Origin of the sequence: Flavobacterium sp. ARAG 55.4 (genome assembly GCF_051846875.1) — a bacterium.
In the GTDB taxonomy this organism is placed as follows: Bacteria; Bacteroidota; Bacteroidia; order Flavobacteriales; family Flavobacteriaceae; genus Flavobacterium; species Flavobacterium plantiphilum.
In genome coordinates, this window is sequence record NZ_JBPYCT010000007.1 from 47,954 (window position 1) to 74,374 (window position 26,421).

General features: G+C 34.7%; 22 protein-coding genes and 1 riboswitch. Of the genes, 14 read left to right on the forward strand and 8 right to left on the reverse strand.

Going from position 1 to position 26,421, the window contains the following annotated elements; translation table 11 throughout:
- Positions 1–75: 75 nt before the first annotated feature.
- Positions 76–714, forward strand: coding sequence for a thymidylate synthase (locus tag ACSV4D_RS09540; protein ID WP_439228103.1), 639 nt, complete (start codon positions 76–78; stop codon positions 712–714).
- 263 nt (positions 715–977) lie between these two features.
- Here the strand turns inward: ACSV4D_RS09540 and lpdA are convergent, their stop codons facing one another.
- The 3 genes from lpdA to ACSV4D_RS09555 all read right to left on the reverse strand — a co-directional run bounded on the left by lpdA (position 978) and on the right by ACSV4D_RS09555 (position 4,907).
- Positions 978–2,366 carry a dihydrolipoyl dehydrogenase gene (gene lpdA / locus ACSV4D_RS09545; protein ID WP_439228104.1) on the reverse strand — a complete coding sequence of 463 codons (1,389 nt, stop codon included), beginning with the start codon at positions 2,364–2,366 and terminating at the stop codon, positions 978–980.
- A gap of 360 nt (positions 2,367–2,726) precedes the next feature.
- Positions 2,727–3,758, reverse strand: coding sequence for an iron chelate uptake ABC transporter family permease subunit (locus ACSV4D_RS09550; protein ID WP_439228105.1), 1,032 nt, complete (start codon positions 3,756–3,758; stop codon positions 2,727–2,729).
- 6 nt (positions 3,759–3,764) lie between these two features.
- Positions 3,765–4,907: an ABC transporter substrate-binding protein gene (locus tag ACSV4D_RS09555; protein WP_439228106.1), complete on the reverse strand. Its 1,143-nt coding sequence runs from the start codon at positions 4,905–4,907 to the stop codon at positions 3,765–3,767.
- A 71-nt stretch (positions 4,908–4,978) separates the two neighbouring features.
- Between ACSV4D_RS09555 and ACSV4D_RS09560 the strand changes: the two genes are divergently transcribed.
- The 8 genes from ACSV4D_RS09560 to ACSV4D_RS09595 all read left to right on the forward strand — a co-directional run bounded on the left by ACSV4D_RS09560 (position 4,979) and on the right by ACSV4D_RS09595 (position 12,881).
- A complete protein-coding gene (locus tag ACSV4D_RS09560; RefSeq protein WP_439228107.1) occupies positions 4,979–5,365 on the forward strand; it encodes a DUF5522 domain-containing protein in 387 nt (128 codons plus the stop codon).
- 106 nt (positions 5,366–5,471) lie between these two features.
- On the forward strand, positions 5,472–5,987 hold the full coding sequence (gene cobU, locus ACSV4D_RS09565; RefSeq protein ID WP_439228108.1) for a bifunctional adenosylcobinamide kinase/adenosylcobinamide-phosphate guanylyltransferase: 516 nt from the start codon (positions 5,472–5,474) through the stop codon (positions 5,985–5,987).
- Positions 5,984–6,625, forward strand: a complete 642-nt coding sequence (locus ACSV4D_RS09570) for a diphthine--ammonia ligase (RefSeq protein ID WP_439228109.1) — start codon at positions 5,984–5,986, stop codon at positions 6,623–6,625. Before cobU ends, ACSV4D_RS09570 begins: the two co-directional genes overlap by 4 nt.
- Positions 6,626–6,720: 95 nt before the next feature.
- A complete protein-coding gene (cobT, locus tag ACSV4D_RS09575) occupies positions 6,721–8,397 on the forward strand; it encodes a nicotinate-nucleotide--dimethylbenzimidazole phosphoribosyltransferase (RefSeq protein WP_439228110.1) in 1,677 nt (558 codons plus the stop codon).
- Positions 8,398–8,596: 199 nt separating this feature from the next.
- Positions 8,597–9,037: an IS200/IS605 family transposase gene (gene tnpA / locus ACSV4D_RS09580; RefSeq protein ID WP_439228195.1), complete on the forward strand. Its 441-nt coding sequence runs from the start codon at positions 8,597–8,599 to the stop codon at positions 9,035–9,037.
- Between the two features lie 164 nt (positions 9,038–9,201).
- The gene (locus tag ACSV4D_RS09585) at positions 9,202–9,993 is read left to right on the forward strand and encodes an adenosylcobinamide-GDP ribazoletransferase (RefSeq protein WP_439228111.1); all 792 of its coding nucleotides are present in this window, start codon (positions 9,202–9,204) and stop codon (positions 9,991–9,993) included.
- Positions 9,978–10,499: an alpha-ribazole phosphatase gene (gene cobC, locus ACSV4D_RS09590; protein ID WP_439228112.1), complete on the forward strand. Its 522-nt coding sequence runs from the start codon at positions 9,978–9,980 to the stop codon at positions 10,497–10,499. Before ACSV4D_RS09585 ends, cobC begins: the two co-directional genes overlap by 16 nt.
- A 95-nt stretch (positions 10,500–10,594) precedes the next feature.
- Positions 10,595–10,850, forward strand: a riboswitch (cobalamin riboswitch).
- Positions 10,851–10,949: 99 nt separating this feature from the next.
- Entirely contained in the window at positions 10,950–12,881 is a 1,932-nt protein-coding gene (locus ACSV4D_RS09595; protein ID WP_439228113.1) for a TonB-dependent receptor plug domain-containing protein, read from the forward strand.
- Between the two features lie 80 nt (positions 12,882–12,961).
- Here ACSV4D_RS09595 and ACSV4D_RS09600 read toward each other — a convergent pair whose 3' ends face one another.
- Complete coding sequence (locus ACSV4D_RS09600) at positions 12,962–13,096, reverse strand: hypothetical protein (RefSeq protein ID WP_439228114.1); 135 nt, start codon at positions 13,094–13,096, stop codon at positions 12,962–12,964.
- A 56-nt stretch (positions 13,097–13,152) separates the two neighbouring features.
- A complete protein-coding gene (locus tag ACSV4D_RS09605; RefSeq protein ID WP_439228115.1) occupies positions 13,153–14,607 on the reverse strand; it encodes a S41 family peptidase in 1,455 nt (484 codons plus the stop codon).
- A gap of 200 nt (positions 14,608–14,807) precedes the next feature.
- Between ACSV4D_RS09605 and ACSV4D_RS09610 the strand changes: the two genes are divergently transcribed.
- Positions 14,808–15,329, forward strand: a complete 522-nt coding sequence (locus ACSV4D_RS09610; protein ID WP_439228116.1) for a DUF4252 domain-containing protein — start codon at positions 14,808–14,810, stop codon at positions 15,327–15,329.
- Between the two features lie 210 nt (positions 15,330–15,539).
- On the opposite strand, the gene ACSV4D_RS09615 is transcribed toward ACSV4D_RS09610, so the two are convergent.
- Positions 15,540–15,890, reverse strand: a complete 351-nt coding sequence (locus ACSV4D_RS09615) for a tetratricopeptide repeat protein (protein WP_439228117.1) — start codon at positions 15,888–15,890, stop codon at positions 15,540–15,542.
- Between the two features lie 172 nt (positions 15,891–16,062).
- Between ACSV4D_RS09615 and ACSV4D_RS09620 the strand changes: the two genes are divergently transcribed.
- The gene (locus ACSV4D_RS09620; protein WP_439228118.1) at positions 16,063–18,159 is read left to right on the forward strand and encodes an alpha-L-fucosidase; all 2,097 of its coding nucleotides are present in this window, start codon (positions 16,063–16,065) and stop codon (positions 18,157–18,159) included.
- A 134-nt stretch (positions 18,160–18,293) separates the two neighbouring features.
- Positions 18,294–20,207, forward strand: coding sequence for a glucosamine-6-phosphate deaminase (gene nagB, locus ACSV4D_RS09625; protein WP_408082101.1), 1,914 nt, complete (start codon positions 18,294–18,296; stop codon positions 20,205–20,207).
- A 108-nt stretch (positions 20,208–20,315) separates the two neighbouring features.
- Here the strand turns inward: nagB and ACSV4D_RS09630 are convergent, their stop codons facing one another.
- Positions 20,316–21,029 (reverse strand): LytR/AlgR family response regulator transcription factor, encoded by a 714-nt coding sequence (locus ACSV4D_RS09630; protein ID WP_408082100.1) that lies wholly within the window; start codon positions 21,027–21,029, stop codon positions 20,316–20,318.
- Positions 21,030–21,088: 59 nt separating this feature from the next.
- Complete coding sequence (locus ACSV4D_RS09635; protein WP_439228119.1) at positions 21,089–22,156, reverse strand: sensor histidine kinase; 1,068 nt, start codon at positions 22,154–22,156, stop codon at positions 21,089–21,091.
- Positions 22,157–22,279: 123 nt separating this feature from the next.
- Here ACSV4D_RS09635 and ACSV4D_RS09640 point away from each other — a divergent pair, with 123 nt between their 5' ends.
- The gene (locus ACSV4D_RS09640; protein WP_439228120.1) at positions 22,280–24,535 is read left to right on the forward strand and encodes a GH92 family glycosyl hydrolase; all 2,256 of its coding nucleotides are present in this window, start codon (positions 22,280–22,282) and stop codon (positions 24,533–24,535) included.
- A 2-nt stretch (positions 24,536–24,537) separates the two neighbouring features.
- Positions 24,538–26,415, forward strand: coding sequence for a sodium:solute symporter family protein (locus tag ACSV4D_RS09645; RefSeq protein ID WP_439228121.1), 1,878 nt, complete (start codon positions 24,538–24,540; stop codon positions 26,413–26,415).
- Positions 26,416–26,421 lie beyond the last annotated feature (6 nt).

Below are 26,421 nucleotides of genomic sequence, written 5' to 3' on the forward strand. Positions count from 1 at the left end.
GACATAGGTCTTCTAATGTTGTGGCTTTCGTATGTTTTAAATTATCGTGAGAGTTGCAAATATAATACAATCAAAATGAATAAATACCACGAAATTTTAAGTAAAATTACCCAAAAAGGAAAAGTACAGCAAAACAAAAAAGGATCAATAACTTATTTGTTGAATGAAAAACTAGAGCTAAAACCAATTGACTTATTGGAATTATTTGAAAGTCACGGATTAGCCAAAAAGAAGCTCAAGGATGAATTAAATTTATTTATGCAGGGCGAACGTTCAACAGAGGCTTATCGTGGCATAGGCGTAAGCTGGTGGGATTATTGCGGTCCTATTTTAGTGAATAGCTATCCTACATACTTCGAGCAGTTACCAAAATTGATTGAAAAGATCAATAAAGAGAAACGCAACTCAAAGAATTATGTGCTGTTCCTTGGTTCTAACAACACCGAGAGCAACCAACAGCCGTGCCTTAGTTTGATACAGTTCCAGATAGAGAAAGGAAAACTTATCTTAAGTGCATATCAGCGTAGTTCTGACGCTTCATTAGGATTACCCAGTGATATATATCACTTGTATTTGATAAGTAAACAAATTAATGTACCGTTGAAGTCTATCACGTTATTTTTGGGCAATGTTCATATTTATGAGAACAATATCGAAGGTACTAAGCAGCTATTGAACGGTGAAGCGGTTAAGTTTAATTTAAACGTGGGTTAAATGGTGTTTAAACTGTAATTAAATAGCCAGTACTGTTAGGTGCTGGCTTTAGGTTTATTTTGATACTTTTCGTTTGAAAAATGATTACTTTTCGTTTTTCCGATTATATTTATGGAAACTATAAAAGCGGGAGCGTACAGCCCGACGCTGATGGAACGGAGTGGAAGCAGGGGCACGCCCAAAAAAAATACCCCAAAAAAAAAATCCGACTGGTTTACACCAATCGGATTCTATAATTTTAGTCTGTAACTGTTGACTGATTACTAGATGTGAATAACTTCACCGTAAGCAGCGGCAACGGCTTCCATAACTGCCTCACTCATGGTTGGGTGTGGGTGAATTGATTTCAGGATTTCGTGACCTGTAGTTTCCAGTTTACGGGCTACAACTGCCTCAGCAATCATATCAGTAACTCCGGCACCAATCATGTGACATCCTAACCATTCTCCGTATTTAGCATCAAAGATTACTTTTACAAATCCATCAGCATTTCCGGCAGCTTTTGCTTTTCCTGAAGCTATGAAAGGGAATTTTCCAATTTTTAAATCGTATCCTTTTTCTCTGGCTGCTTTTTCAGTTAAACCTACTGAAGCAATCTCAGGAGTAGCATACGTACAACCCGGTACGTTTCCGTAATCGATAGGCTGAACGTGCATTCCAGCAATTTTCTCCACACAGTTGATTCCTTCAGCAGAAGCTACGTGAGCCAAAGCCTGTCCCGGAGTTACATCACCAATAGCGTAGTAACCAGGAATATTTGTTGCGTTGTAAGCGTTTACTAAGATTTTATCTCTGTCAGTAGCAATTCCTACTTCTTCTAAACCAATGTTTTCGATGTTGGTTTTAATTCCAACAGCAGAAAGCAGGATGTCAGCTTCAAGTTCAATTTCTCCTTTAGCTGTTTTTACAAATGCTTTAACTCCGTCTCCTTTAGTGTCGATTTTCTCCACAGAAGAGTTTGTCATTACAGTGATTCCGGATTTTTTCAAAGATTTTTCAAATTCTTTTGAGATATCTTCGTCTTCTACAGGAACTACATTTGGCATAAATTCAACGATAGTAACCTCAGTTCCCATTGAGTTGTAGAAGTGAGCAAATTCCACTCCGATAGCTCCTGAACCTACGATGATCATTTTTTTAGGTTGTGTTGGCAAAGTCATCGCCTGACGGTAACCAATTACTTTTACACCATCCTGAGGTAAGTTAGGCAACTCACGAGAGCGGGCACCTGTAGCAATGATAATATGATCGGCACTGTATTCAGTAACTTTATTGTCTTTATCAGTAACGTCAATTTTTTTACCTGGTTTTAGTTTTCCAAAACCATTAATAACGTCAATTTTATTTTTCTTCATTAGAAAAGTAACCCCTTTGCTCATTCCCTCAGCAACATTTCGGCTACGCTGAACCACAGCAGGGAAATCTTTATCAAACTCAGAAACTGTCAATCCGTAATCGGAAGCATGTTTTAGATAATCAAAAACCTGAGCGGATTTCAGTAAAGCTTTTGTTGGGATACAACCCCAGTTCAAACAAACTCCACCTAAATTTTCTTTTTCAACTACGGCTACTTTAAAGCCTAATTGTGATGCTCTGATGGCAGTTACATATCCGCCCGGACCACTTCCTAAAACAATAACGTCGTATTTCATTTCTATGTATTTTTTGTTTTTTATTGTTGAAATGCAATGAGCAAGCTCAAGCCTTTTTATTCTAATTTATTTTTTACGTTGTCCAAAATGAAATTTGTACAAGCAGTTTTCACCTTGTATGTATTTCTAAATTAATTGAGACTGCGAATTTAAGGATTTATTCTGTTTTTGAAACTCATAAAAGTACAAAATATTAACAGAATACGGTTTATAAAGCCTGAATTTTCAAAATCTAACAAAATAGATTCGGTTTCTTATATATTTTTAGAGATATGTCAATGATTTTGTGTGAGGAGTTGTGTTGGTTCAACTTTAATTTTTTACCGCAAATTCGCAAATTATCAGTGAATAAAAAGAAAATTAACCCACCATTTTCTGTTTTCTTAGCAACAACCAAATCACTATTGGCGCACCAAAAATAGAAGTCACCGCATTAATAGGTAAGGTAATATCGCCACCCGGAACCTGTGAGATAGTATCACAGATTAACATGATAACGGCACCAAAAAGGAGACTGCTCCAGAATAAAATCTTGTGATTACTGGTTTGGAAAACCAATTTGGCAATATGAGGAACTGCCAGACCTATAAAAGCTATTGGACCGGCAAAAGCAGTAATGCTTCCTGCCAGAATACTGGTGGCCAGAATAATAATCAATCGGGATTTCTTGTAGTTCATGCCCAGACTCCGGGCATAATTTTCGCCAAGAAGCAAGGCATTCAGTGATTTAATACTGCCTAAAGTCAATAATAAACCAACAGATACACAAAGAGCTAAAATGCTAATAGATGTCCAGGAAAGGTTTCCCAAATTTCCTAACGACCAGAAAGTAAATTTCTGCAATTGTTCGGCAGTGCTAAAATAACTTAATGTTCCTACGATGGCTGTGCTTAAACTGCCAAACATTAAGCCTACAATCAGAATACTCATGGTGTCGCGTAATCGCACGGAAACCAATAAAACGGCTAATAATACAAAGGAACTCCCCAGGGTTGAAGCTAAAACAATTCCGTAGGACGAGAGCACTAGCTGCTGTAAAAAAACGGGAAGTAAGCCCGCCCCCAAAATCACAAAAGCAACTCCCAAACTTGCCCCTGAACTCAATCCTAAAACATAAGGTCCTGCTAATGGATTTCTAAACAAAGTTTGCATTAATAAACCACTTATTGAAAGTCCGGTTCCCACTAAAACTACTGTAATAGCTTTAGGTAAACGATAATTGATAATAATGTATTCCCAGGTAGATTTACTGGCTTGTCCGCCAGTTAAACTCTGAAAAATTTCTTTGAACGGAATCGTTACAGATCCCAGACTAATGTTTGCAAAAAACAAAAAAAGCACCCCTGCTATCAGGTATAAGAATAAAATAGTATTTCTTTTTTGATTTTTCAAGTCAGACTAATTTAGTTTTTGTACAAATGTAAAATGGTAGTCCGGAAGTAAATCAGGATGAAAAATTTTGATATAATCTTTTAAAACCAAATCAGGTCGGCTAGGAGCCAATTCGTAATAAACAGTTCCTCCTGTGGCTCCTAATTTGCTTTCAAAGGTATAAACGTTTTTAGTAGCAAAAGCATTAAACTGCTCGTAATGCGGATTGCTGTCACCTAATTCTCTTGTATTTTTAAATGAGCCTGTGGCTATCCAGATATCAGCATTTTTGGCTTTCTCTAATATATTTTCAAACGATAAACCTAAGCTTCCGCTTCCTTTTGTATCCGCCCATAAATAATTGGATTTGGCATCTTTCATAAATTGAGCTACCCAGCTGTTACCTTTGGCCACATACCATTGGTTTTGGTACATTGAACCGTATAGAACTGTTTTTTCAGCTTTTTCACCGGCAACTAATCGCAAAGCATCGTTATAACTTTTTACAATATTGTCAAACAGTATTTTGCCTTCTTTTTCTTTACCGAATAGAGCAGCATAAAGTTTAATCCATTCGGCTTTTCCCAGTGGCGATTGCTCCATCCAATCGGCCTGAATGAGTACTTTTAAGCCATTTTTTTCTAAATTGGCAATCATCGGATTGTTGTTGTCGATACCAAAAGTTATAATAGCTTCAGGAGCTAAATCAATCAGCTTTTCCATGTTTAAGCGTTCATTTTGCCCCACATTTTTAACAATTCCGGCATCAATTAATTTACGGGTTTTTTCAGAAGAAACATAATCGGTATGGGGAAATCCCGCTAAGGATTTTTCAACTCCCAGCATTTCTAAAAACGGAATATTAGTTGTTGAAGTCACTACAATGGATTTCAGAGGAACTGTGATTTGGGTATACTTTTGTAAACTGTCTGGAACGGCTGTGTTTTTTTCTTTCAGGATGTACACAAAATCTTTATTGGCATCCGGCCAGGGGTTTAAAACTTTAACTATCGAATAACCATCGTATTTATGAATAGAAAGATTCGTCGAATATTCAATTTCATTTTTTTCAGTTGCTGCTGAAACAGAGGTTGTTTTTTCATTCTTTTTGCAAGCGGAAAAACTTAAAAAGAGTATTAGAAACAGGATTTTATTATAAAAAGAATTCATCATCAAAATTTATTTGCAAGCAAAGGTATATGAAATTGTAAAAATTACTGTTTATTTTTTAGGATAAAAAAATGAACAAATGGTATCTTTACCTCATGAATACTATAAAGCTAAAACGCTGTTCCGGTTGTGGAACTTCCTTTGATTGCGGAGATATTTCGGAACAGAAGAAATGTTGGTGCAATGATTTTCCACCCATTTTTAATTTTTCCGAAGAAGGAGATTGTCTTTGTCCCAATTGTTTTAAAAAGAGCTGTTCGCTTAAAATTGAGGAATACATAACTACGGTTTCACCGGAAAATGCATTAGATAACAAAGCCAAAGATTTACCCAAAACGACTCATTTAATAGAAGGAATTGATTACTATCTGGAAAACGGAAATTATGTTTTCAAAGCCTGGTTTCATCTCAAAAGAGGGAATTGTTGTGGCAATGGTTGCCGTCATTGTCCGTATTAAAAAAGTTATGAGTTATGAGTTGTGAGTTATGAGTTATGCGAACAGAAACATTCATTATAAAAAACAATTAGAATTAATAATTAACCATTTATCATTAACAATTAAAATGATTTACTTTGTAACAGGAGGGGAACGCTCCGGAAAGAGTAGTTATGCCGAAAATTTAGCCAAAGAATTATCAGAACGACCAATGTATGTGGCTACAGCACGAAAATGGGATGATGATTTCCAGAAGCGTATTGACCGCCATCAAAAAGACAGAGACGAACGTTGGATTAATATTGAAAAAGAAAAATTTTTGAGTGAAATTGATTTTTCAGGGCATGTTGCTGTGATTGATTGCGTAACTTTATGGTTGACTAATTTTTTTGTAGATACAAAAAATGATGTGGAATCGAGTTTGATTCAGGCCAAATCCGAATTTGAATCTGTTGCCAATCAACCCAATGCAACTATTATCATTATTTCGAATGAAATAGGAATGGGTGTTCATGCTGATACACATATTGGTCGAAAATTTACCGAATTACAAGGTTGGATGAATCAATATTTAGCTCAAAAAGCTGATAAAGTAATATTAATGGTTTCCGGAATTCCGGTAACGATAAAAGGAGGATTATGAATTTTGTAACCTCATGGTCTGGTGGAAAAGACAGCTGTTATGCGATGATGCAGGCAGTAAAGCTAGGATTGAAGCCAAAAGTTTTACTGAACATGATGAATGAAAACGGAAAGATTTCGCGTTCGCATGGTTTGCCTTTATCCATTTTGCATCAGCAGGCACAAAAAATGCAATTACCGATAGAAACGGTTCCAGCAACCTGGGGTGATTATGAGGAAAAGTTTATTGGTATTTTAAAAAAGTTGAAAGCCAATTTTGAGTTAGATGCTGCCGTTTTTGGAGATATCGATTTGCAGCCTCATAGAGATTGGGAAGAGAAAGTTTGTAAAGCGGCTGATTTAGAGGCTATTTTGCCTTTGTGGCAACAAGACCGCATTATTTTAGTGAATGAAATGATTGAAAGCGGGATAGAAACGATGATTGTTTCCTGTAATACCATGATGGGTGAGTCTTATTTGGGAAAGGTTCTAACCAAAGAATTAGCGCTCGAATTAGCAGCTAAAGGTATTGATCCATGCGGTGAAAATGGAGAATTTCACACCATGGTAATTTATTGTCCTTTGTTTTCAGATAAAATAACATTGCCCATTTTTAAAACTGTAGAGCATAATGACTATTGTTTTGTAGTTTGGGAATAAGTGAGCAGTATTCAGAAAGCATAAATTAGAATTAAGTCATAATTTTCAAGTTCAGTCTGAGAGGGCTAAGACGATGAAAAAAAATATCATATTCCATGCAAACATTAGACGAAATAATAAAATCCCGTCGCGATACCCGTCATTTTACCAATGATGCCGTTCCTGATGCTGTTATTGAAAAAGCGTTGCAGGCAGGACATTGGGCGCCTTCTGTTGGTTTGACTGAAGCTACTAGGTATTATCTTATTAAGTCAGCTGAAGTTAAGAAAGCTATCAAAGAATTGTTTTTGGAATATGATAAAAAAGCAGCAAAAAGTACCGATGATGAATCCCAAAAGGAACAATATCAAAATTTAAAACTCGAAGCAATTGAGGACGCTCCGTTGGGATTGGTAATTTGTTACGATCGTTCGGTGCTGAATCATTTTACTATTGGAACTGTGGGGAGTAATGAAGCGATTAAATTTAGTGCAGTTTGTGCGGCGCAAAATATTTGGCTTTCACTTACGGAACAAGGCTATTCTATGGGCTGGGTCTCGATTTTGAATTATTACGAATTCAAAAAAATACTGGGTTTACCAGAATATATTGAACCGCTGGGATATTTTTGCGTAGGCAAACCTGCAACCAATTATGACAACCAACCCATGTTACAACAGCTGCATTGGAAACAAAAATCGGAAGCCCCTTGTATAACAGAAATAAACGAACTTTCAGCAATTGATAAAAAACAAACGGAAGTAAAAGCTGTTGCAAAATCTAATGCAGCTTTTTCTATAACTGCTTTGCAACATAAAATAGATCAAAAAACAAAACCGACAGGTTCTTTAGGTGTTTTGGAAAAAATAGCACTGCAAATTGGTACTGTTTTTCAAACTTTGGAACCTAAAATAACTAAACCTCACATTGTGGTTTTTGCTGCTGATCACGGAATTGCTCAGCATGGTGTAAGTGCCTATCCGCAGGATGTTACCCGCCAAATGTTGACTAATTTCCTAGAAGGCGGTGCGGCGATCAATGTGTTTTGCAAGCAAAATAATATTGCACTTTCAATAGTTGATGCTGGTGTGAATTATGATTTTCCATCTAATACAGCACTTATTTCGGCTAAGATTGACAAAGGAACACATTCATTTTTAAACGGCCCGGCGATGAGTAAAAAGCAAATGGAATTGTGTTTTACCAAAGGAGCTGAAATTGTAACAAACCTTGCAAAACAGGGTAGTAATTGTGTTGGTTTTGGCGAAATGGGAATTGGTAACACCGCTACGGCTTCAGTTTTAATGAGTATGTTGTGTAATTTTTCTATTGAAGATTGTGTGGGCAGAGGGACAGGAGTGAATGATGAAAAATTACAATTCAAGATAGACATTCTTAGAAAAGCCATTGCTAATTACGATGGAGAAAAGGATCTAGATAGTTATCTGACCTACTTTGGCGGATTTGAAATTTTGCAAATGGCAGGAGGAATGCTGGAGGCTTATCATCAAAATATGATTTTTTTAGTGGATGGTTTTATTTGTAGTGTGGCTTTTTTGGTAGCGTACAAAAAGAATCCTGAAATACTAAAAAATGCTATTTTCAGTCATCAATCGGCGGAAAAAGCTCATAAGAAACTATTGGGATATTTGAATGTCTCAGCAGTACTTCAGCTTGATTTACGTTTGGGCGAAGGAACTGGCTGTGCTTTGGTTTTCCCAATAATAGAATCGGCTGTGGCTTTTTTAAATGATATGGCTAGTTTTGAAAGTGCCGGAGTGAGTGAGAAATAGATTTTTTTGGCTAAAGCCAATATAAAAGAAATTTGGAAATCTCCAGATAAATCTGGAGGCAATTAAAAAGGAGATTTGATATTCCGAGATTTAAAGCAATTAGAATTTTTTTAATGAATTGCCAATAGCTATTGGAGAGAGAAAGATAAATCTTTGATTGGCTTTAGCCAAAAAAATAAAACAATTTAAAAATACAATTATGCCTTTTGTTAAAGTATATATTCATTGTGTTTGGAGTACTAAAAATAGATTTCCTTATTTAGATTCAATAGAATTGCGTCAAAAAGTTTGGCAGCATATACGAGAAAATGCAGTTCAAAAAGGGATTTTTATAGATTTTATAAATGGATATGCTGATCATTGTCATTGTCTTATTTCATTGGGTGTTGATCAAAATATTCAAAAAATAATGCAATTAATAAAAGGAGAGTCTTCATTCTGGATAAATAAGAACGGTTTGACTAAAGCAAAGTTTGAATGGCAAGATGAATATTTTGCCGTTTCTGTTTCGGAATCGATTATTGACAAAGTTCGAGATTATATCAAAAATCAAGAAGAACATCATAAAAAGAAAACATTTCAAGAAGAATATGATGAATTCATTGATAAATATGGATTTAAGAAGATTAATGATAAATAGTTTGGCTGAAGCCATTAATGATTTTAATCAAGGTTTCTCCAGCTAAAGCTGGAGACAATTCAAAGGTAGGAGCTTTAGCTTGAATTGCCAACAGCTTTAGCTGTTGGCTTGTAGGTTGTGAATTTTATTGGCTTTAGCCAAAATGATATTGATATTTAAACAAAATGAAAAAAGAACTCCATATATTTTTTACCGCAGTACTATTTTATACCCGAATTCCCTGTCCCAAAAACATCAATCATCATCCGGATTATTTAAACAAAGCTTCCCGTTATTTTCCGCTTATCGGCTGGATTGTAGGCGGAATAAGCTTTGTGGTTTATTATCTTTCGGCTTTTGTTTTTTCGAATGAAATAGCGGTTATTTTATCAATTATTGCCAGTATTCTGGTTACAGGCGCTTTTCATGAAGATGGTTTTGCCGATGTATGTGATGGTTTTGGTGGCGGATGGACTAAGGAAAAGATTCTTCTAATTATGAAAGACAGTGCCATAGGAGCTTATGGAGCTATTGGTATAGTTTTACTTTTTTTATTAAAGTTTCAGAGTTTAGTTCAGTTAACAAATAAAGTTCAAATATCGGATTCGGGTTTGGGAGTTTTACTTCTTTTGATCACTGCTCATAGTTTGAGCCGATTAGCGGCAATTTCCATTGTTTTTACTCATGAATATTCCAGAGAAGATGCCACGAGTAAAAGCAAACCCATTGCTCAGAATTTTACATGGAGAGAAGTTATTGGGGCTTTCTTTTTTGGATTGTTACCACTTTTTGCTCTTTCATTCATTTACGCACAAATGTTGCTAGTTGTTATTCCTGTTTTCATATTCCGATATTTTCTGGCTCGCTATTTCCAAAAATGGATTGATGGTTACACTGGAGATTGTCTGGGAGCAACACAGCAGGTTTGTGAAGTAGTTTTTTATTTATCAGCAATTGCATTATGGAAATTTATTTAGTCCGACACACGGAGACAGTTTGTGAAAAAGGCATTTGCTACGGACAAAGTGATGTGGATTTGAAAGAACCTTATTTGGATCAATTTGAAAGTATAAAAAGCCAAATTCCAGCTGATGTTATTGTTTATTCCAGTCCGTTGTTGCGTTGTACCCAATTAGCAAAGTATTTATCAGATACAGTTATTACCGATTCCCGACTAATGGAAATGCATTTTGGCGATTGGGAATTAAAAAACTGGAATGCCATTCCCGAAGCCGATTATAGCCCTTGGATGAACGATTTTGTAAATGTCGCTGTTCCTAACGGCGAATCTTTTGTTGCTTTACACGAACGAGTGACTGATTTTTTTGAGACAGTTGTTTCAGAAAATAATACCAATAAAATAGTATTGGTAACTCATGCCGGAGTAATCAGAAGTATTTTGTGTACGGTTTCAAATTTACCTTTAAAAGATGCTTTTTCTAATAAAGTAGATTTTGGAGCAGTGATAAAAATAACATTGTGATTTTGTTTTGTGTTTTAAACTAATTGATTTTTAGTGCTTTATGCTAGTAAAGCCAAATAGTACTTTAAATTTGATTTTTAGCTGAATTAAGTTTTATCTTTGCCGCCGTATTGAGGTTGCTGTTTTCTATTTGAAAATGGCATTAAAAGGGAATTAGGTTTAAATCCTAAGCTGTACCCGCAACTGTAAGCTATCAAGCTTGTTGTTATCTGCAAAACCACTGTTTTAATTATAGATTTTAGAATTCAGATTTTAGTTATATCTAAAATCAAAAATCCTAAATCTAAAATGGAATGGGAAGGTAAACAACAAGACGCAAGCCAGGAGACCTGCCTAATACATCGAGTATCAAACTTTCGGGAAAAAAGGTTTGGGTATGGGGTCATTCTATGCTTTTCTCCCATTTTTAGTCATGTAACAGCAAATAGCTGTTATTAAATGTTTATTAAAATGAACCAAAAAATCGTTCGTATTAGTGCGTTATTCGTATTAATAAGTACCTGTGCAGTGGCGCAAAAAAAAGGAATTGTTCTTTCCGGAACGAATGAATTAGAAGAAGTGGTTATTTCTGATTCTAAATTTGCTTTACCAAAAGAAAAATCCGGAAAAGTAATTGTAAAGATTACTGCTGATGACTTAAAAAAGAGACCCGGACAATCAGTAGCTTCAGTTTTGAGTACAGTTGCGGGAGTAGAAGTAAATGGGAATCAGAGCCGAAATGGGAAAGATTTAGGTCTTTATATCAGAGGAGGAAGAGGACATCAGGCTTTAATTTTAATTGATGGTGTTCCTGTTACCGATGCTTCCGGAATCAGTTTGTCCTATGATTTACGTTTACTTTCAGCCGATCAGGTAGAAAGTATTGAGGTAATGAAAGGGGCGGCCAGTACACTTTATGGTTCTGGAGCAGCTACCGGAGTAATTAATATTACTTTGAAAAAGGCAGCTAAAAAATCCATTGCAGGAAATGTGTATATGAATGTAGGAACTCAGACTACAGCTAAGGATAAGGATTATTCAGCTCAGGATTACAATCAGGGATTTTCATTTAACGGAAAATCGGAGAAGTTCAATTATTTTGCCTCTTTAAACAGTACTGAAACTACCGGAATTTCTGAAGCTAAACCGGCCTTGGATACTGAAAACTTTGAAGCTGATCATTTTTCCAGAGTAAATTCTATTGTAAAGTTTGGTTTTACACCAAATAACAAATTAGCATTGGATTTCTTTGCCAGTTATGATAAAATTAAAAATGATTTTGATGCTGGTTCTTTTGCTGATAATATCGAGAATTTTGCCACTTCAGAACAATACAGAATTGGTTTTTCTCCAAAATACAAGTACACCAATGGTGAAATTGTCCTTAACTCGAGTGCAAATGTAATGGACAGGGCTCTTTTTAATTATGGTAGTTTTTCGTATTATAAATCAAGAAGCGTGAATGCCGATTTATTTAATAAATACAGCATTTTACCGGAATTATTTCTGGTAACCGGAGCTCAGTTTCAATTTCATGAAATGTCTAATAAAAGTGATTATGTAGATATTCGTACTGAATTAGCTAATTTTAATATGATTGATCCTTATGTAACTGCAGTTTATAACTCTGATTTTGGATTCAATTTTAATGCCGGAGCACGTTATACCATTCATAGTATGTTTGGAAATAATTGGGTTTTTAACTTAAATCCTTCGTATTCTATACCAAATACACCAATAAAATTATTGGCTTCTTACAGTTCCGCTTTTATAGCACCTAGTTTGTATCAGTTATATTCTTCTTATGGTGATGAGAATTTGGTTGCTGAAAAAGATAAAACACTGGAAGCAGGAGTGGAATTAGAATTATTAAATAAAAAACTGACTTTCACATCTATAGCTTTTTTGAGAGATGAAACTGATGCTATTGGTTTTGATTTGAGTACTTATGAATATTATAATATTTCAGGAATTAATAAAGCCAGAGGATTTGAAACTATGTTTTCGTATCAATTGACAAACAAATTAAAATGGAGTGCTAATTACACTTTTACAGAAATGCAGAAGCAGTCAAGAGTTTTAAACCCGAAGCATAAGGTAAATTCGGCAATTGATTTTCAGGCAACTGACCGCTTAGCTTTTAGTGCTACTTATCAATTTGTATCTGACAGATATACAGAGTATAGTACTTATGGACCAGCGCCGGATTTTGAAACTATTGTTAACTCAGAAATACTGAAAGATTATCAATTAGTAAATGCAAATATCCGTTATACCGTTATTAAAAACAGACTAAACCTTTTTGCGGCAGCAGATAATATTTTGAATAAAGACTTTGTAGAAGCCAGAGGTTTTAGTACCAAAGGCAGAAACTTTAAATTAGGATTGAATATTACTTTGTAAAACCGCTGATACAATTAAAAAAATCCCATCTACTTTTTAAATAAGCAGATGGGATTTTTGTTTGGTGTAAAATAGAAATTTTATTGTTCCAAGTTTGAAATAAATTCAGAAATAGAATGTGCAATTTTGTCCTGTGCTTTAGTATCTGATGCTTTTTCAAATCCTGAGGACACCATTAGTGTCACAATCAACAATACATAAACGACTTTTTTCATTTGGTTTATTTTTAAATGGTTGGTTCTTATTGCTATAAACTCAAATGGATTGTGAATTATTGTTTATCTGTACTAAAATACATCAAATTAAGTCCTCGTAGTGTTTTAGAATCATCAATAAAAGGAAAATCAGCTGTTGTTTTTTGCGGAATATTTTTAGCTGTTCCGGTAATTTTACTAATAGCGGTAGCTAATAAAGGCTCATTTGGATCGCCAAGAATTCCCATGGTACTAATTCTTTCAAATAAGGGGTATTCAGGAACTAATCCTTCTAAATAATCACCAAAACCTGCTGCATTTACCGAACGGGCAACAATAGGCTGCATTGCATAACGATGAGAAGGATTTGCATTAGTTCTTGAAAAAGTAGGGGAATCATAAAGAGTAACCGAAGCTACATTTTTTCCATCGGTATTATCTCCTATCTGGATTACATTGATATAGGGATCCAGACCGTTAATAATGAGTTCACTTGCCGAAGCGGTACTCCTGGTCGTTAAAACATAAATTCTGTTAAGATTTAAACCATTGATACCCGCTTTGTCAATAGTGCTTGTAAAAGTGTATTTTCTGTTGAGAAAAGATTTTTTGTTATTGTATGCCAATTCGCTAAAAATCTGTCCTGTAAATTGTCCCGTAATCATACTGGCTAATCGGGTAGCAGTCAGTACAGAACCTCCGCCATTGTACCTTAAATCCAATACCAGATCAGTTATCCCTTCGGTTTTAAAATACCCAAAAGCATCATTAAGTTCTAAATCATAATTGTCATAAAAACCATTGTACATCAAGTAGCCAATTTTATGAGTTCCATTGTTAATGACTTTTTTGATAAAAACAGGATTTTCAGCTAAAGTCGTTTTTGTCAATGTTAAACTTTTTCCATTAGGAGTAATTACAGGATTGTTATTGTTGTCATAAGTAAGGTCGGCAAAATTTAAGGTGTAATCCAGTGCAGCACTTCTTAGCAAACTAAGATAATTGGTCAGTGTGAGGCGGGTTCCGTTTACCGCATAAAATATTTCACCACGTTTAATGTTTTTTGTAGCAGCATCAGACCCCGGAATTATATAACGTACGTAGCCAATAACCTGATTGCTTCCTGAAGAAACTAAACTCAAACCATATTCTACTCCATTGTTTTTAGAAGTTCCCTGTAGTTGTTGCTCCAGTGAAAGATAGTCGTTAACAATCCAGCTGTAGCGGTCTACGACAGTATTATCAGCGATATTTTTTTGATTGGAAGGAAAATACAGCAGACTTTCAAATAAATTTTCCGGAGAAGAAAAGCTTTGTAAATAACTTTCATATTCGGCACCAGAAGTAAATCTGTCGTCGGCTAAATCAGGAATTTCAGATTGCCATAAGTACATGGAATTCATTCCTCTCCATATAAAATTGTTGACATCCATGGCTGTTGGTTCCGGTAGGGTATCATCATTATCCTGACAACTTTGCAAAAACAAAAATGGGATAATCAGTGCTATTATGTGTTTATACAAAGTGTTCATATTTTGTTAATGATTATGGCTATTAACGTAAAAATACTATCTTTAGTTTTATTATTTGCTTTTTTAGTTAAAATAGTAATAGATTTTTTGCATAAATCGTATTATCTAACGTTAGAGTTATAATTGTGCTGTTTTTTTGGCATAGAAATGGTAATGCATAGTTTAAATAGGAACCTAAATTTTAATATAAAGATATGAAAATGAGAAAAATACTAATTGTATTAATAGCTGCCTTTGCTTCCGGAACATTCTACGGACAAACGGTTTTTGATCAGTTTGACGGACAGGAAGAAATTGTTTCCGTAATTGTAAATAAGAAAATGTTCGAGTTAATGAGTAAAGTAAAAGTAGATGCTTCTGATAAAGAAACACATCAATATTTGAAGTTAATTCAAAATTTAGATAATTTAAAAGTGTATTCAACTACTAATACCGCTGCAGCTCAAAAAATGAGAGATGCTGCTGATAATTATATCAAAACGGCTGCATTAGAGGAATTAAAGAAAGTAAATGAAAATGGAAAACAAGTTACCATAGATGTAAAACGTTCCGGTAATCAGCTGAAAGAATTTTTAATGTTTATTGATGATGATGCAAATGGGATTAATCGTTCGGTTTTAATGTCATTAACAGGTCTTTTTAATTTAAATGATATTTCAATTTTAACAGATAAAATGCAAATTCCCGGAGGTACTGAGTTAAAGAAACTCACTGAAAAATAATAGTAAACCCGTTTTAAGAAAAAAAGCTGCTTCATTTTTATGAAGCAGCTTTGTTAGTTTTAATGACAAAAAGTTTTAAAGTTTTTGGCAGCACTCTCACTACCTAATCCCATAGCTCTGGAAAAATCATCGCAGGCACTTTGTTTGTCTTTGAGATGGTCGTAAACCAATCCTCTTAAATTATAAACAACATAATCACTAGTGTTGTTTTTAATAGCAAATATTACAATCCTGAAGAGCTGCTTTGTAATTCTTCATTTTATAATAAATATTAGCTCTTGTTGTATAAGCATACGTATTGTCATCATGCAGTTCTAATGTTTTATTAGCATCAGCTAAGGCTCCATCAAGGTCATTTATTTTGAGTTTTTCCATACTTCTGTTTAAATAAGCCTGGCTAAACTCAGGTTTTAAATTGATGGCTTTAGTATAATCCATCACCGCTCCTTGTGTGTTTCCCGCATTTGATTTTTTCATTGCCTGATCAAAATAATTCTCGGCAGTCTGACTCCATCCGCATATTGATAATAATGTGAAGGAAAATAAAAGTAGATTTTTCATACATTTTTTTATTTATAAAAATATCATTTCAAATTGGTTTTTAAGCCATTTTTAATGAAAAAATGACAAAACTCCTTTTTCAACAGCTGTTGGTCGAAATAGTGATTCCAGCTATAATAAATAACTCTAAATTTATAATTAAATTGTTTTATAAATCATTACAAGCAACCGGATGAGAAATATTTTTTTTATAGTAAGCTTTTTTTTAGGTATCCAATTTAGTAATTCTCAGGAACTAAAAAACCAACCCAAACCCTTTGGTCCTTTGCCTACGCAAAAACAAATTGACTGGCAGGAAATGGAATTTTATGCTTTTATTCATTTTTCTCTAAATACATTTACCAATAAAGAATGGGGATATGGAGACGAATCTCTGCAACTTTTTAATCCCACCGCTCTTGATGCACAACAATGGGCCCGTACGGTTAAAGAGGCCGGAATGAAAGGAATTATTTTAGTAGCAAAACACCACGATGGTTTTTGTTTGTGGCCTTCAGTTTATACGGAACGTTCTGTGAAAAACTCTCCGTGGAAACAAGGAAAAGGTGATGTGGTAAAAGAATTGGCGGAAGCCTGCAGAACATACAATCTTAAGCTGGGGTTGTATCTTTCTCCTTGGGACAGAAGTCGTGCCGATTATGGTAAACCGGAATATGTAACTTATTTTAGAAATCAGTTAAAAGAATTACTGACTAATTATGGAGATGTTTTTGAAATGTGGTTTGACGGGGCTAATGGAGGCGATGGCTATTATGGCGGTGCCAATGAAATTAGAAAAATAAATACTTTAGAATATTACAACTGGGAAGAAACCTATAAGTTAATATATAAAATAGCTCCTGAAACACTGGTTTGGGGAATAGGACCTTCTGAGGCAAGATGGATAGGAAATGAGGAAGGTTATGCTAATAAAACCAATTGGAGTCTTTTACGTCAAAAAGATGACTTAGCCGGGAAAGTACATTATACAGACTATATGTCCGGTCATGAAGATGGAGAAAAATGGGTTCCCGGTGAGGCTGATGTTTCTATCAGACCCGGATGGTTTTACCATGCTGTTGAAGATGATAAAGTACGGTCGCTGGACGAACTGGTTGATATATATTATAATTCGATAGGCCGAAATGCGACTCTTTTACTCAATTTGCCTGTGGATCAAAGAGGTTTGATTCATCAAAATGATATTCAGAGACTGAAAGAATTAGTGGCTGTTATAAAATCAGATTTTAAAACAGAATTGTTAGCCCATACAAAAACCAAAGCAGATAATGTGAGAGCAAACAGTTCTCGGTTTAGTGCTAAAAACCTGATTGACGGCGATAAAAATACGTATTGGGCAACTGATGATGAGGTTATAAAAGCAAGTGTTGAATTTCAATTTAAAAAACCTACAGCTATTAACAGAATTGTGCTTCAGGAGTATATAAAGTTGGGGCAACGGGTCAAAGCATTTTCTGTTGAAGCGAAAGTGGATGGAAAATGGCAGACAGTCGCAAATGAAACGACTATTGGTTATAAACGAATTTTAAGAATGGACAGAGTAATTGCTTCTGCTATCAGAATAAATATTCTGGATGCTAAAGCCAGTGTGCTGCTTTCGAACATAGAAGCTTATAATGCGCCCACTTTTGTAAAAATGCCGGTTATACAAAGAGATCGTAAAGGAGCGATAACTATAAAAAGCGAAGAAGCAAGTCAGATTTATTATACGCTCGACGGAAGTATCCCTTCGGAAAAAAGCAACTTATATCAGGGCGTTTTTAATTGTGAAAAAGCAGTAACCATTAAAGCTATCGCCAGAAAGGAAGCAGAAGGAATCCGCAGTGCCGTTGCAACGGTAAAATACAGCGCATCTAAAGAGAATTGGAAAATAATTGCAGTTTCCAGTGGTGATATTCAATCAGCGGAAAGAATTATTGACGGTAATCCTGAAACTATCTGGGCTTTTGGGAATGAAAAACATCCATTGCCACAAGAAATTACAATTGATATGGGAAGCGTGAAAAACATAAAAGGCTTTAGTTACCTTCCGCAACAACTGGGAAACAATCTTAATTTGATAGCCAATTATGAATTTTTTACCAGCACTGATATTAAAAAATGGACTAAACAGTCTCAGGGAGAATTTTCCAACATAAAAAATAATCCAATTGAGCAAGTTAAAACTTTTGATAGCGTTAAAGCAAGATATTTACGTTTCGTAGCTTTATCAGCTATAGGAAGCGGAGAAACAGTTTCAATAAATGAAATAAATGTATTAGAAGAATAACTGGAATATTAAAAATAATCTTGATGTTTTTAATTGTGTTTTTTGCCGACGCACATAGGTTATTAGTCGAATAATTAATTTTCAGGAACAGAAGATGTGTAATTTTATCTTAATAATTTAATTCAACAATAAAAATGATTAAAGAAGATATCAATTTTAAAGAAGCGGGTAGGTTTGAAGAAACGCGTTTTGAGAAAATTCATAATGTAATTTTTGATTCGTCTAAAGAAGCCTCTTTGTTAGTAGCGCAGGAAATAGCTAATTTGATTCAAAGAAAAGAAGAATTAAATGAACCATGTGTTTTGGGATTAGCAACTGGATCTTCACCAATAAAGGTATATGAAGAGCTTGTAAGAATGCATAAAGAAGAAGGTTTGAGTTTTAAAAATGTGGTTACCTTTAACTTAGACGAGTATTACCCAATGGATAAAGATAACATTCAGAGTTATTTTTATTTTATGCACGAACATCTTTTTAATCATGTAGATATAAAAGCCGAAAATATTAATATTCCTGACGGAAAAGTAAGTGCTGAGGAGCTGCGTCAGTATTGCATTGATTATGATATGAAAATCAACTCTTACGGAGGCTTGGATTTTCAGTTATTAGGAATTGGAAGAACCGGACATATTGGTTTTAATGAGCCGGGATCACACGTTAATTCGGCTACAAGAAGTATTACTCTGGATCATATTACCCGTGTTGATGCGGCTCCGGCTTTTTTAGGTGTGGATAATGTGCCCCGCAAAGCCATTACAATGGGAATTGGTACAGTAAAGAATGCTAAACGCATTGTGCTTCTGGCATGGGGAATCAGTAAAGCGGATATTGTTAAGGAGACTATCGAAGGAGAAATTTCTTCTCAGGTACCTGCGACATATTTGCAAGAGCATAACAATACTACTTTTGTTTTGGATACAGAAGCTTCATCAGAGCTGACAAGGGTAAAAACACCTTGGTTAGTAAAATCATGTCTCTGGACTGATGAGTTGAAACTGAAAGCCGTGGTGTGGTTAAGCGGGCTGACTAATAAGCCTATTCTAAAGCTGACAGATAAAGATTATAATGATAATGGAATGTCCGGATTATTAGCCGAAGAAGGAACAGCCTATCATTTGAATATTAAAATGTTTAATACCTTACAGCATACGATTACCGGATGGCCCGGAGGAAAACCGAATGCAGATGATACCTATCGTCCGGAACGCTCAGAGCCGGCTAAAAAGAGAATTATCATTTTTAGTCCGCATCCTGATGATGATGTGATTTCAATGGGAGGAACTTTTGACAGGCTGGTAGAGCAGGGGCACGAAGTGCATATTGCGTATCAGACTTCTGGAAATATTGCTGTTTCTAATGATGAAGCGCTGAAATTTGCTGAAGTTTCTACCGTTTTAAATTCAGCTTCAACAGAATCAGACAGTATTATTGATTTCTTAAAAAATAAGTCTAAAAACGATATTGACTCTGTAGCAGTCAGAAAATTAAAAGGATTAATCAGAAGAAGCGAATCCTTAGGCGCCACCCGCTACATGGGAGTTCCTGATGAAAATGTTCATTTTTTAGATCTTCCGTTTTATGAAACAGGAACTGTAAAAAAGGGAAATCTTACCGATGCTGATATTGATATTATGTGTAATCTTATCGATAAAGTAAAGCCACATCAGATATATGCAGCCGGAGATTTAGCTGATCCGCACGGAACACACAAAGTATGTTTGGATAGTTTGTTTGAAGCTTTGAAAAGATTAAAAAGTAACAGCTACATGGATGATTGCTGGGTATGGTTGTACCGAGGGGCATGGCATGAATGGGAAACCTATGAAATTGAGATGGCTGTACCGATGAGTCCGGATCAGGTACTTAAAAAGCGTTATGCTATTTTTTACCATCAGTCTCAAAAAGATGGTGTAATGTTTCAGGGAGATGATTCGAGAGAATTCTGGGTAAGAGCTGAAGACAGAAACAGGGCTACGGCAAAAAAATACAATGATTTAGGTTTGGCTGAATATGCTGCTATTGAAGCATTCAAGCGCTATCATTTTTAATTTTCTTTTAACTACATAAGTGGTGGTAACTTTTGTTTTGGTTGGGTTACTACATGAAAAATGCAATCTTAATTGATTGCATTTTTTTATTTATTACAGTTTTTAAAATTATATAGATGCATTTAATATTCGCTGTTTTACTTCGTCGATATACGATCTTCCTATAACATATCTTAGACCTTCGATTTCAATGCTGTTGCCTTCCACAGCATCAATTTTATCAATAGCAATCGTATAAGAACGGTGTATTCTTAAAAAATCTTTTTCAGGTAATAAACCGGTGAAGTCAGACAAGGTACTGTGAATAATATATTTTCCGGTTAAAGTATTTATTTTCAGATAGTCTTTTAAACTTTCGATTACTAAGATTTCATTGAGAAAAATTTTCTTCATTCTCTTTTTGTCGATTTTGACAAAAATAAAAGGATTTTCTTTGTTTGCCTCCAGCGGAACTTTATTTGTATTACTGAGTCTTTTGTTAATTTTATTAATGGCCTTCATCAGCCTTGGAAATTCAATAGGTTTTACCAGATAATCTAATACATCCAGTTCATAAGTTTCAATGGCAAATTGATCATAGGCACTTGTTATTACAAGCAGCGGAGGATTTTCTAAACTTTTTATAAAATTAATACCATCCAGAACCGGCATATTTATATCTAAAAAAACCACATCAATAGCATTGTTTTTTAAATAATTTAAACCTTCTATCGAATTACTGAAGGTTTCTATTACTTCAAAATTTTCAATATGTTCTATGTGATTTTTAATAACATTAATAGCTAGTGGCTCATCATCTATGATTAAACAATTTACTTTCATTTGGTAATAATTTTTTTATAACGAAATAATTAGGGGGGTAAAGCCTTATAAAAGGGACTTTAATCAGGTTCAGACACCTTAATTACAAGCCTTACAACAAAAATATTCTTTTTATTTTTAAATGAAAGCTTATAATCGTTTTTATTGTATCCTAGCTCAAGTCTTTTTTTTACGTTTTCAATTCCTATTCCGCTAGACATTTTAAAATTCTCTTTGTGTTTTGTAATTTCAGGCATCGGATTACTGACTTTAAAATCCAGTATGTTGTCTTTTATTTTAAAATCGATAGTAATCTTTACTTTTCCGGTATTTTTATTAACGCCGTGTTTAAACGCATTTTCAATAAAAGTAAGCAATAACACAGGGGCTATTTCTTTATCATGGATGTCGCCGGAAATAGACATGTCGATTTCTAGTCGTTCGTCATTTCGGATTCTTTCCAAATCCAGATAATTTTGGATGCATACAATCTCGTTTTCAAGCGTTTGTCTCTTGTTTTTTGTTTCATAAAGCATGTAACGCATCAATTCAGCAAGTTTGATGACGACTTTAGGAGTTTTATTTGACTTTTCGACAGATAAAGAATAAATGTTATTGAGGGTATTAAAGAAAAAATGAGGTGAGATTTGTGATTTTAAAAAAAGTAGCTCGGTTTCTAATTGTGACTTTTCCAGATCGGTTACTCTTTTTTGTTCTTTTAAAAAGTCAAATGTTATTTTAATGGCAGTAACAAAAGTGATTACGTAAAGTTCGCCCAGCATCATGTCAATACAATAATTCAGCGAAAAAGTGTCCATGTATTCTGGTCCTTCCGGCCATACATTATGGTTAATCAAAAAATAAGTAAGATTGAACTTGACAAGAACCATAAGGAATATAGCCGCTAAAATGGAGACTATATATAAAAGGTATTTTTTTTTGTAAACCAGATTGGGCATTAAAATCAAAATATTGAGATAACATAAACTCATATGTATAGGAAAACCCAGCAGATTTGTTTTTAACGAATAGATATAATCGTTAAAATAGCTTCCCCAGCGAAAAGTGTTAAATATAAAATACACTGACCAGAAAAGCACATGGTATCGTAATGGCAGTCGGTAAAGTTTGTTATTGTTAAAGAGCATAAGAAAATGTAGTGTTTGTTAGTTTTTTTTGATGTTTAACTAAGTTTATGTGTCATCCGTCTAAAATTATTCAGGTGGAAATCAAATTTATCTAAATTTAAAGTTAAATTAAGATTAATAGATATGAGGGATTTAAAAATAGCTGTTTTGTTTTTGATTTTAGCCAGCAGTTGCAAACTGAATGAAGACAAAAATAAGCATAAAGAACCGGTTTTTTTCAATCATGTTGATCCTTTTATAGGTACAGGCGGACATGGTCATACCTATCCTGGTGTTACGGTTCCTTTTGGGATGGTGCAGTTAAGTCCGGATAATGGGATTTCTGCCTGGGACTGGTGTTCAGGATACCATTACTCTGATTCTGTGATTGTAGGTTTTTCTCATTTGCATTTAAGCGGTACAGGTATTGGTGACTTAGCGGATATTTTGTTAATGCCCGTTAGTAAAAAAATCGATCTGACGGTTAATCCTGAATCGAGAGATGAGGTTCCGTATAAATCCTCATTTAGTCACGCTAAAGAAAAAGCAAGTCCGGGATATTATCAGGTATTTTTAAATGATTCCAAAGTTACCGCAGAGTTAACAGCAAACCAGCGTACAGCTTATCATAAATATACTTTTTCAAAAGGAGGACCTCAGGCTGTAATTCTGGATTTAGGTTATGCAATTAATTGGGACAAAGCTGTAAAAACAGCAGTATCTATTGAAGATAAACATACTGTAAGCGGATATCGTTATAGTACAGGATGGGCTAAAAATCAAAAAGTATTTTTTGTTGCCAAATTTTCTAAACCAATAAGCGAATATTTTTTAGCAAACAATCACAAAGCTGTTGATGGAATCGCTTCTGAAGGAGAAAAAACTTCGGCTCAGTTCTTTTTTGATACCGAAAACACAGAAGAGCTGTTAGTGAAAGTTGCCGTTTCATCGGTGAGTATTGCTAATGCAAAAGATAATTTAGATTCAGATGACTTTGATTTTGATAGTGTAAAAAAAGAAGCAATAAATAGCTGGAATACTTCTTTAGGAAAAATAGAAGTTGAAACTCCAATAGATTCTCTCAAAACTATTTTTTATACAGCGATGTATCATGCTCAGGTAGCACCGGTAACCTACAGTGATAAAAATGGTCAATACAGAAGAGAAGACGACAGCATTATTACCGCTAAAAACTATACAGCTTATTCCACATTATCACTTTGGGATACGTTTAGAGCCGAAAATCCCTTATTGACTTTACTGGCTCCGGATAAAGTTTCCGATATTGTTAACTCCATGTTGGCCTATTACGAAACCAGAAAAATATTGCCGGTCTGGACACTTTCTGCAAATGAAACTAACACAATGACCGGCTATCATTCAATTCCTGTAATTGTGGACGCTTATCTAAAAGGAATTAAAGGTTTTAATGCCCAAAAAGCATACGAAGCGATGAAAGCGACGATGATTCAAAACGAACGAGGTTTAAATTTCTATAAACAATTTGGATACATTCCTTATAATTTACTGGATGAATCGGTAACCATTACTTTAGAATATGCTTATGACGACTGGTGTGTGGCACAAATGGCTAAAGCATTGGGCAAAGAGGATGATTATAATTATTTCCTGAATCGTTCTAAGGCGTATCAATATTTATTTGATTCGAAAACCGGATTCATGAGAGGAAAATCAGAAGATGGAAAATCATGGAATGAACCTTTTGATCCTAAACATTCCAATCACAGAGAACATACTGATTATACCGAAGGAAACGCCTGGCAACACAGCTGGTTTGTACCACATAATGTAGATGATTTTATAAAATTGCACGGAAGTGATGCCATTTTTACGAAACGTTTAGAAAAATTATTCACGGAGAGTTCAGAGATTACAGGAAATAATATTTCAGCTGATATTTCGGGATTAATAGGACAGTATGCTCATGGAAATGAACCAAGTCATCATATTGCTTATTTGTTTAATAAGGCCGGAAAACCCTGGAGAACTCAATATTGGGTACGTCATATTTTAGATACGCAATACAATACTACACCTGACGGACTGAGTGGAAATGAAGATTGCGGACAAATGTCGGCCTGGTATATTTTCAGCTCTTTAGGATTTTATCCTATGAACCCTGCTTCGGGAGAATATGAAATAGGAAGTCCGATTTTTGAAAAAGCTACTATTACACTTGAAGGTGGAAAAACATTTGTAATTGAAGCCGAAAATGTTTCGGCAGCCAATTTTTACATTCAGTCGGCAACATTAAACGGAAAGCCATTTAACCAAACAACTATTTCGCACAAACAAATAACACAAGGTGGGATACTGCATTTTGTTATGGGATCTAAGCCAAATGAAAATTGGGGTTTAACTATTAAAAACAAAAAGTAAGTATGGACAGCATCGATTTGAGTATCATTATAATTTACATTCTTATTACTATCGGGATAGGAATCTGGATTTCCAGAAAAGCCTCTAAAGGTCTGGACGATTATTTTCTTGGAGGAAACTCCATCAAATGGTATTACCTGGGCCTGAGTAACGGTTCTGGTATGTTTGATGTTTCAGGAACAGCCTGGATGGTGGGGATTTTGTTTTTATACGGCGTTAAAAGTTTTATGTTTATGTGGTTATGGCCTATCTGGAACCAGATTTTTGTCATGATGTTTCTGGCTGTCTGGATAAGACGTTCCAATATAATGACGGGTTCAGAATGGATTTTAACCCGTTTTGGGAATGACAGAGCAGGAAAAGCATCGCATATTATTGTTGCTGTTTTTGCAATTATTTCTACTATAGGTTTTATTGCTTATTTCTTTGAAGGAATTGGTAAGTTTATGACTGTTATTTTACCCTGGGATTTGGCTTTGCATTTTAATGGAGATATTTTACTTACTTCAGAGCAGTCCTATGCATTAATTATCATCTTCATGACTACTCTTTATACTATCAAAGGAGGTATGTTTTCGGTAGTTGCTACCGAAGTATTGCAATACGGAATCATGATTTTATCAGGTGTTCTTGTTGCCGGATATACACTTATTAATTATACAGATGTTCAGATCAATTCGATTATTACAGAGGAATGGAAAAATGTTTTCTTTGATATGGAATTAGGAAGTCACTGGTCAGGAAAATATGAAGCTTTTGATCAATTAATCAACACCGAAGGGTATAAAATGTTTGGAGCATTAGTAGGAATGTCTTTGTTCAAAGGTTTCTTTGCCAGTATTGCCGGTCCTACACCAAGTTATGATTTACAACGTATTCTTTCTACAAAATCGGTAAAAGAAGCAGCATATATGAGTGGTTTCACTAATTTGATTCTTTTTATTCCAAGGTATTTATTAATTGGCGGAATTGTAGTTATTGCATTAGTAACTCTTGCTCCTCAAATGATTGCCAATCCGAAATTAAGCGGAGCCGATTTAGAAATATTATTACCTACAGTTATTAATTTCCACGTACCGGTAGGAATCAAAGGTTTGTTGTTAGCCGGATTATTAGCGGCTTTTATGTCTACTTTCTCTGCTTTTGTAAATGCAGGACCTGCGTATATCGTAAATGATATTTATAAAAAATACTTTAAGCCCGTTGCTACCAGTGAGCATTACATTAAGATAAGTCATATTGCTTCTTTTGTTATTGTGGGACTTGGGGTTTTCATGGGATTTTTTGCTGATTCGATTAACTCATTGACTTTATGGATCACCAGCGCCTTATTTGGTGGTTATGTAGCTGCTAATTTTCTAAAATGGGTGTGGTGGCGTTTTAACGGCTGGGGGTATTTCTGGGGAATGTTTGCCGGATTGATTGTTGCGTCATTACAATTCATTTTAGGGCAAAGTAAAGGGAGTTTTGAAGTGGGAACCTGGCTTTATGATTTATCAGAAATGCAGGATATTTATATGTTTCCTATAATTTTTAGTTTTTCAGTCTTAGGTTGTGTATTGGGGACTTTTTTTACAAAACCGACAGATACCGAAGTTTTAAAATCTTTTTATGCGAATGTAAGACCCTGGGGTTTCTGGAAACCTGTTTATAGTTTATTGCAAAAAGAAGATCAGGCTTTTGAAAAAAATACTGAGTTTGCAATGGATATGATTAATTGTGTCGTCGGAATTGTATGGCAGTCCAGTATGATTGTACTTCCTATTTTTTTACTGATTAGAGATTATCCTAAAATGTTTGTGTCATTACTTATCTTTTTAATAACCTCTGTGATATTAAAATATACTTGGTTAGATAAGGTTCGAAAAATAAACAACTAGCTGAAA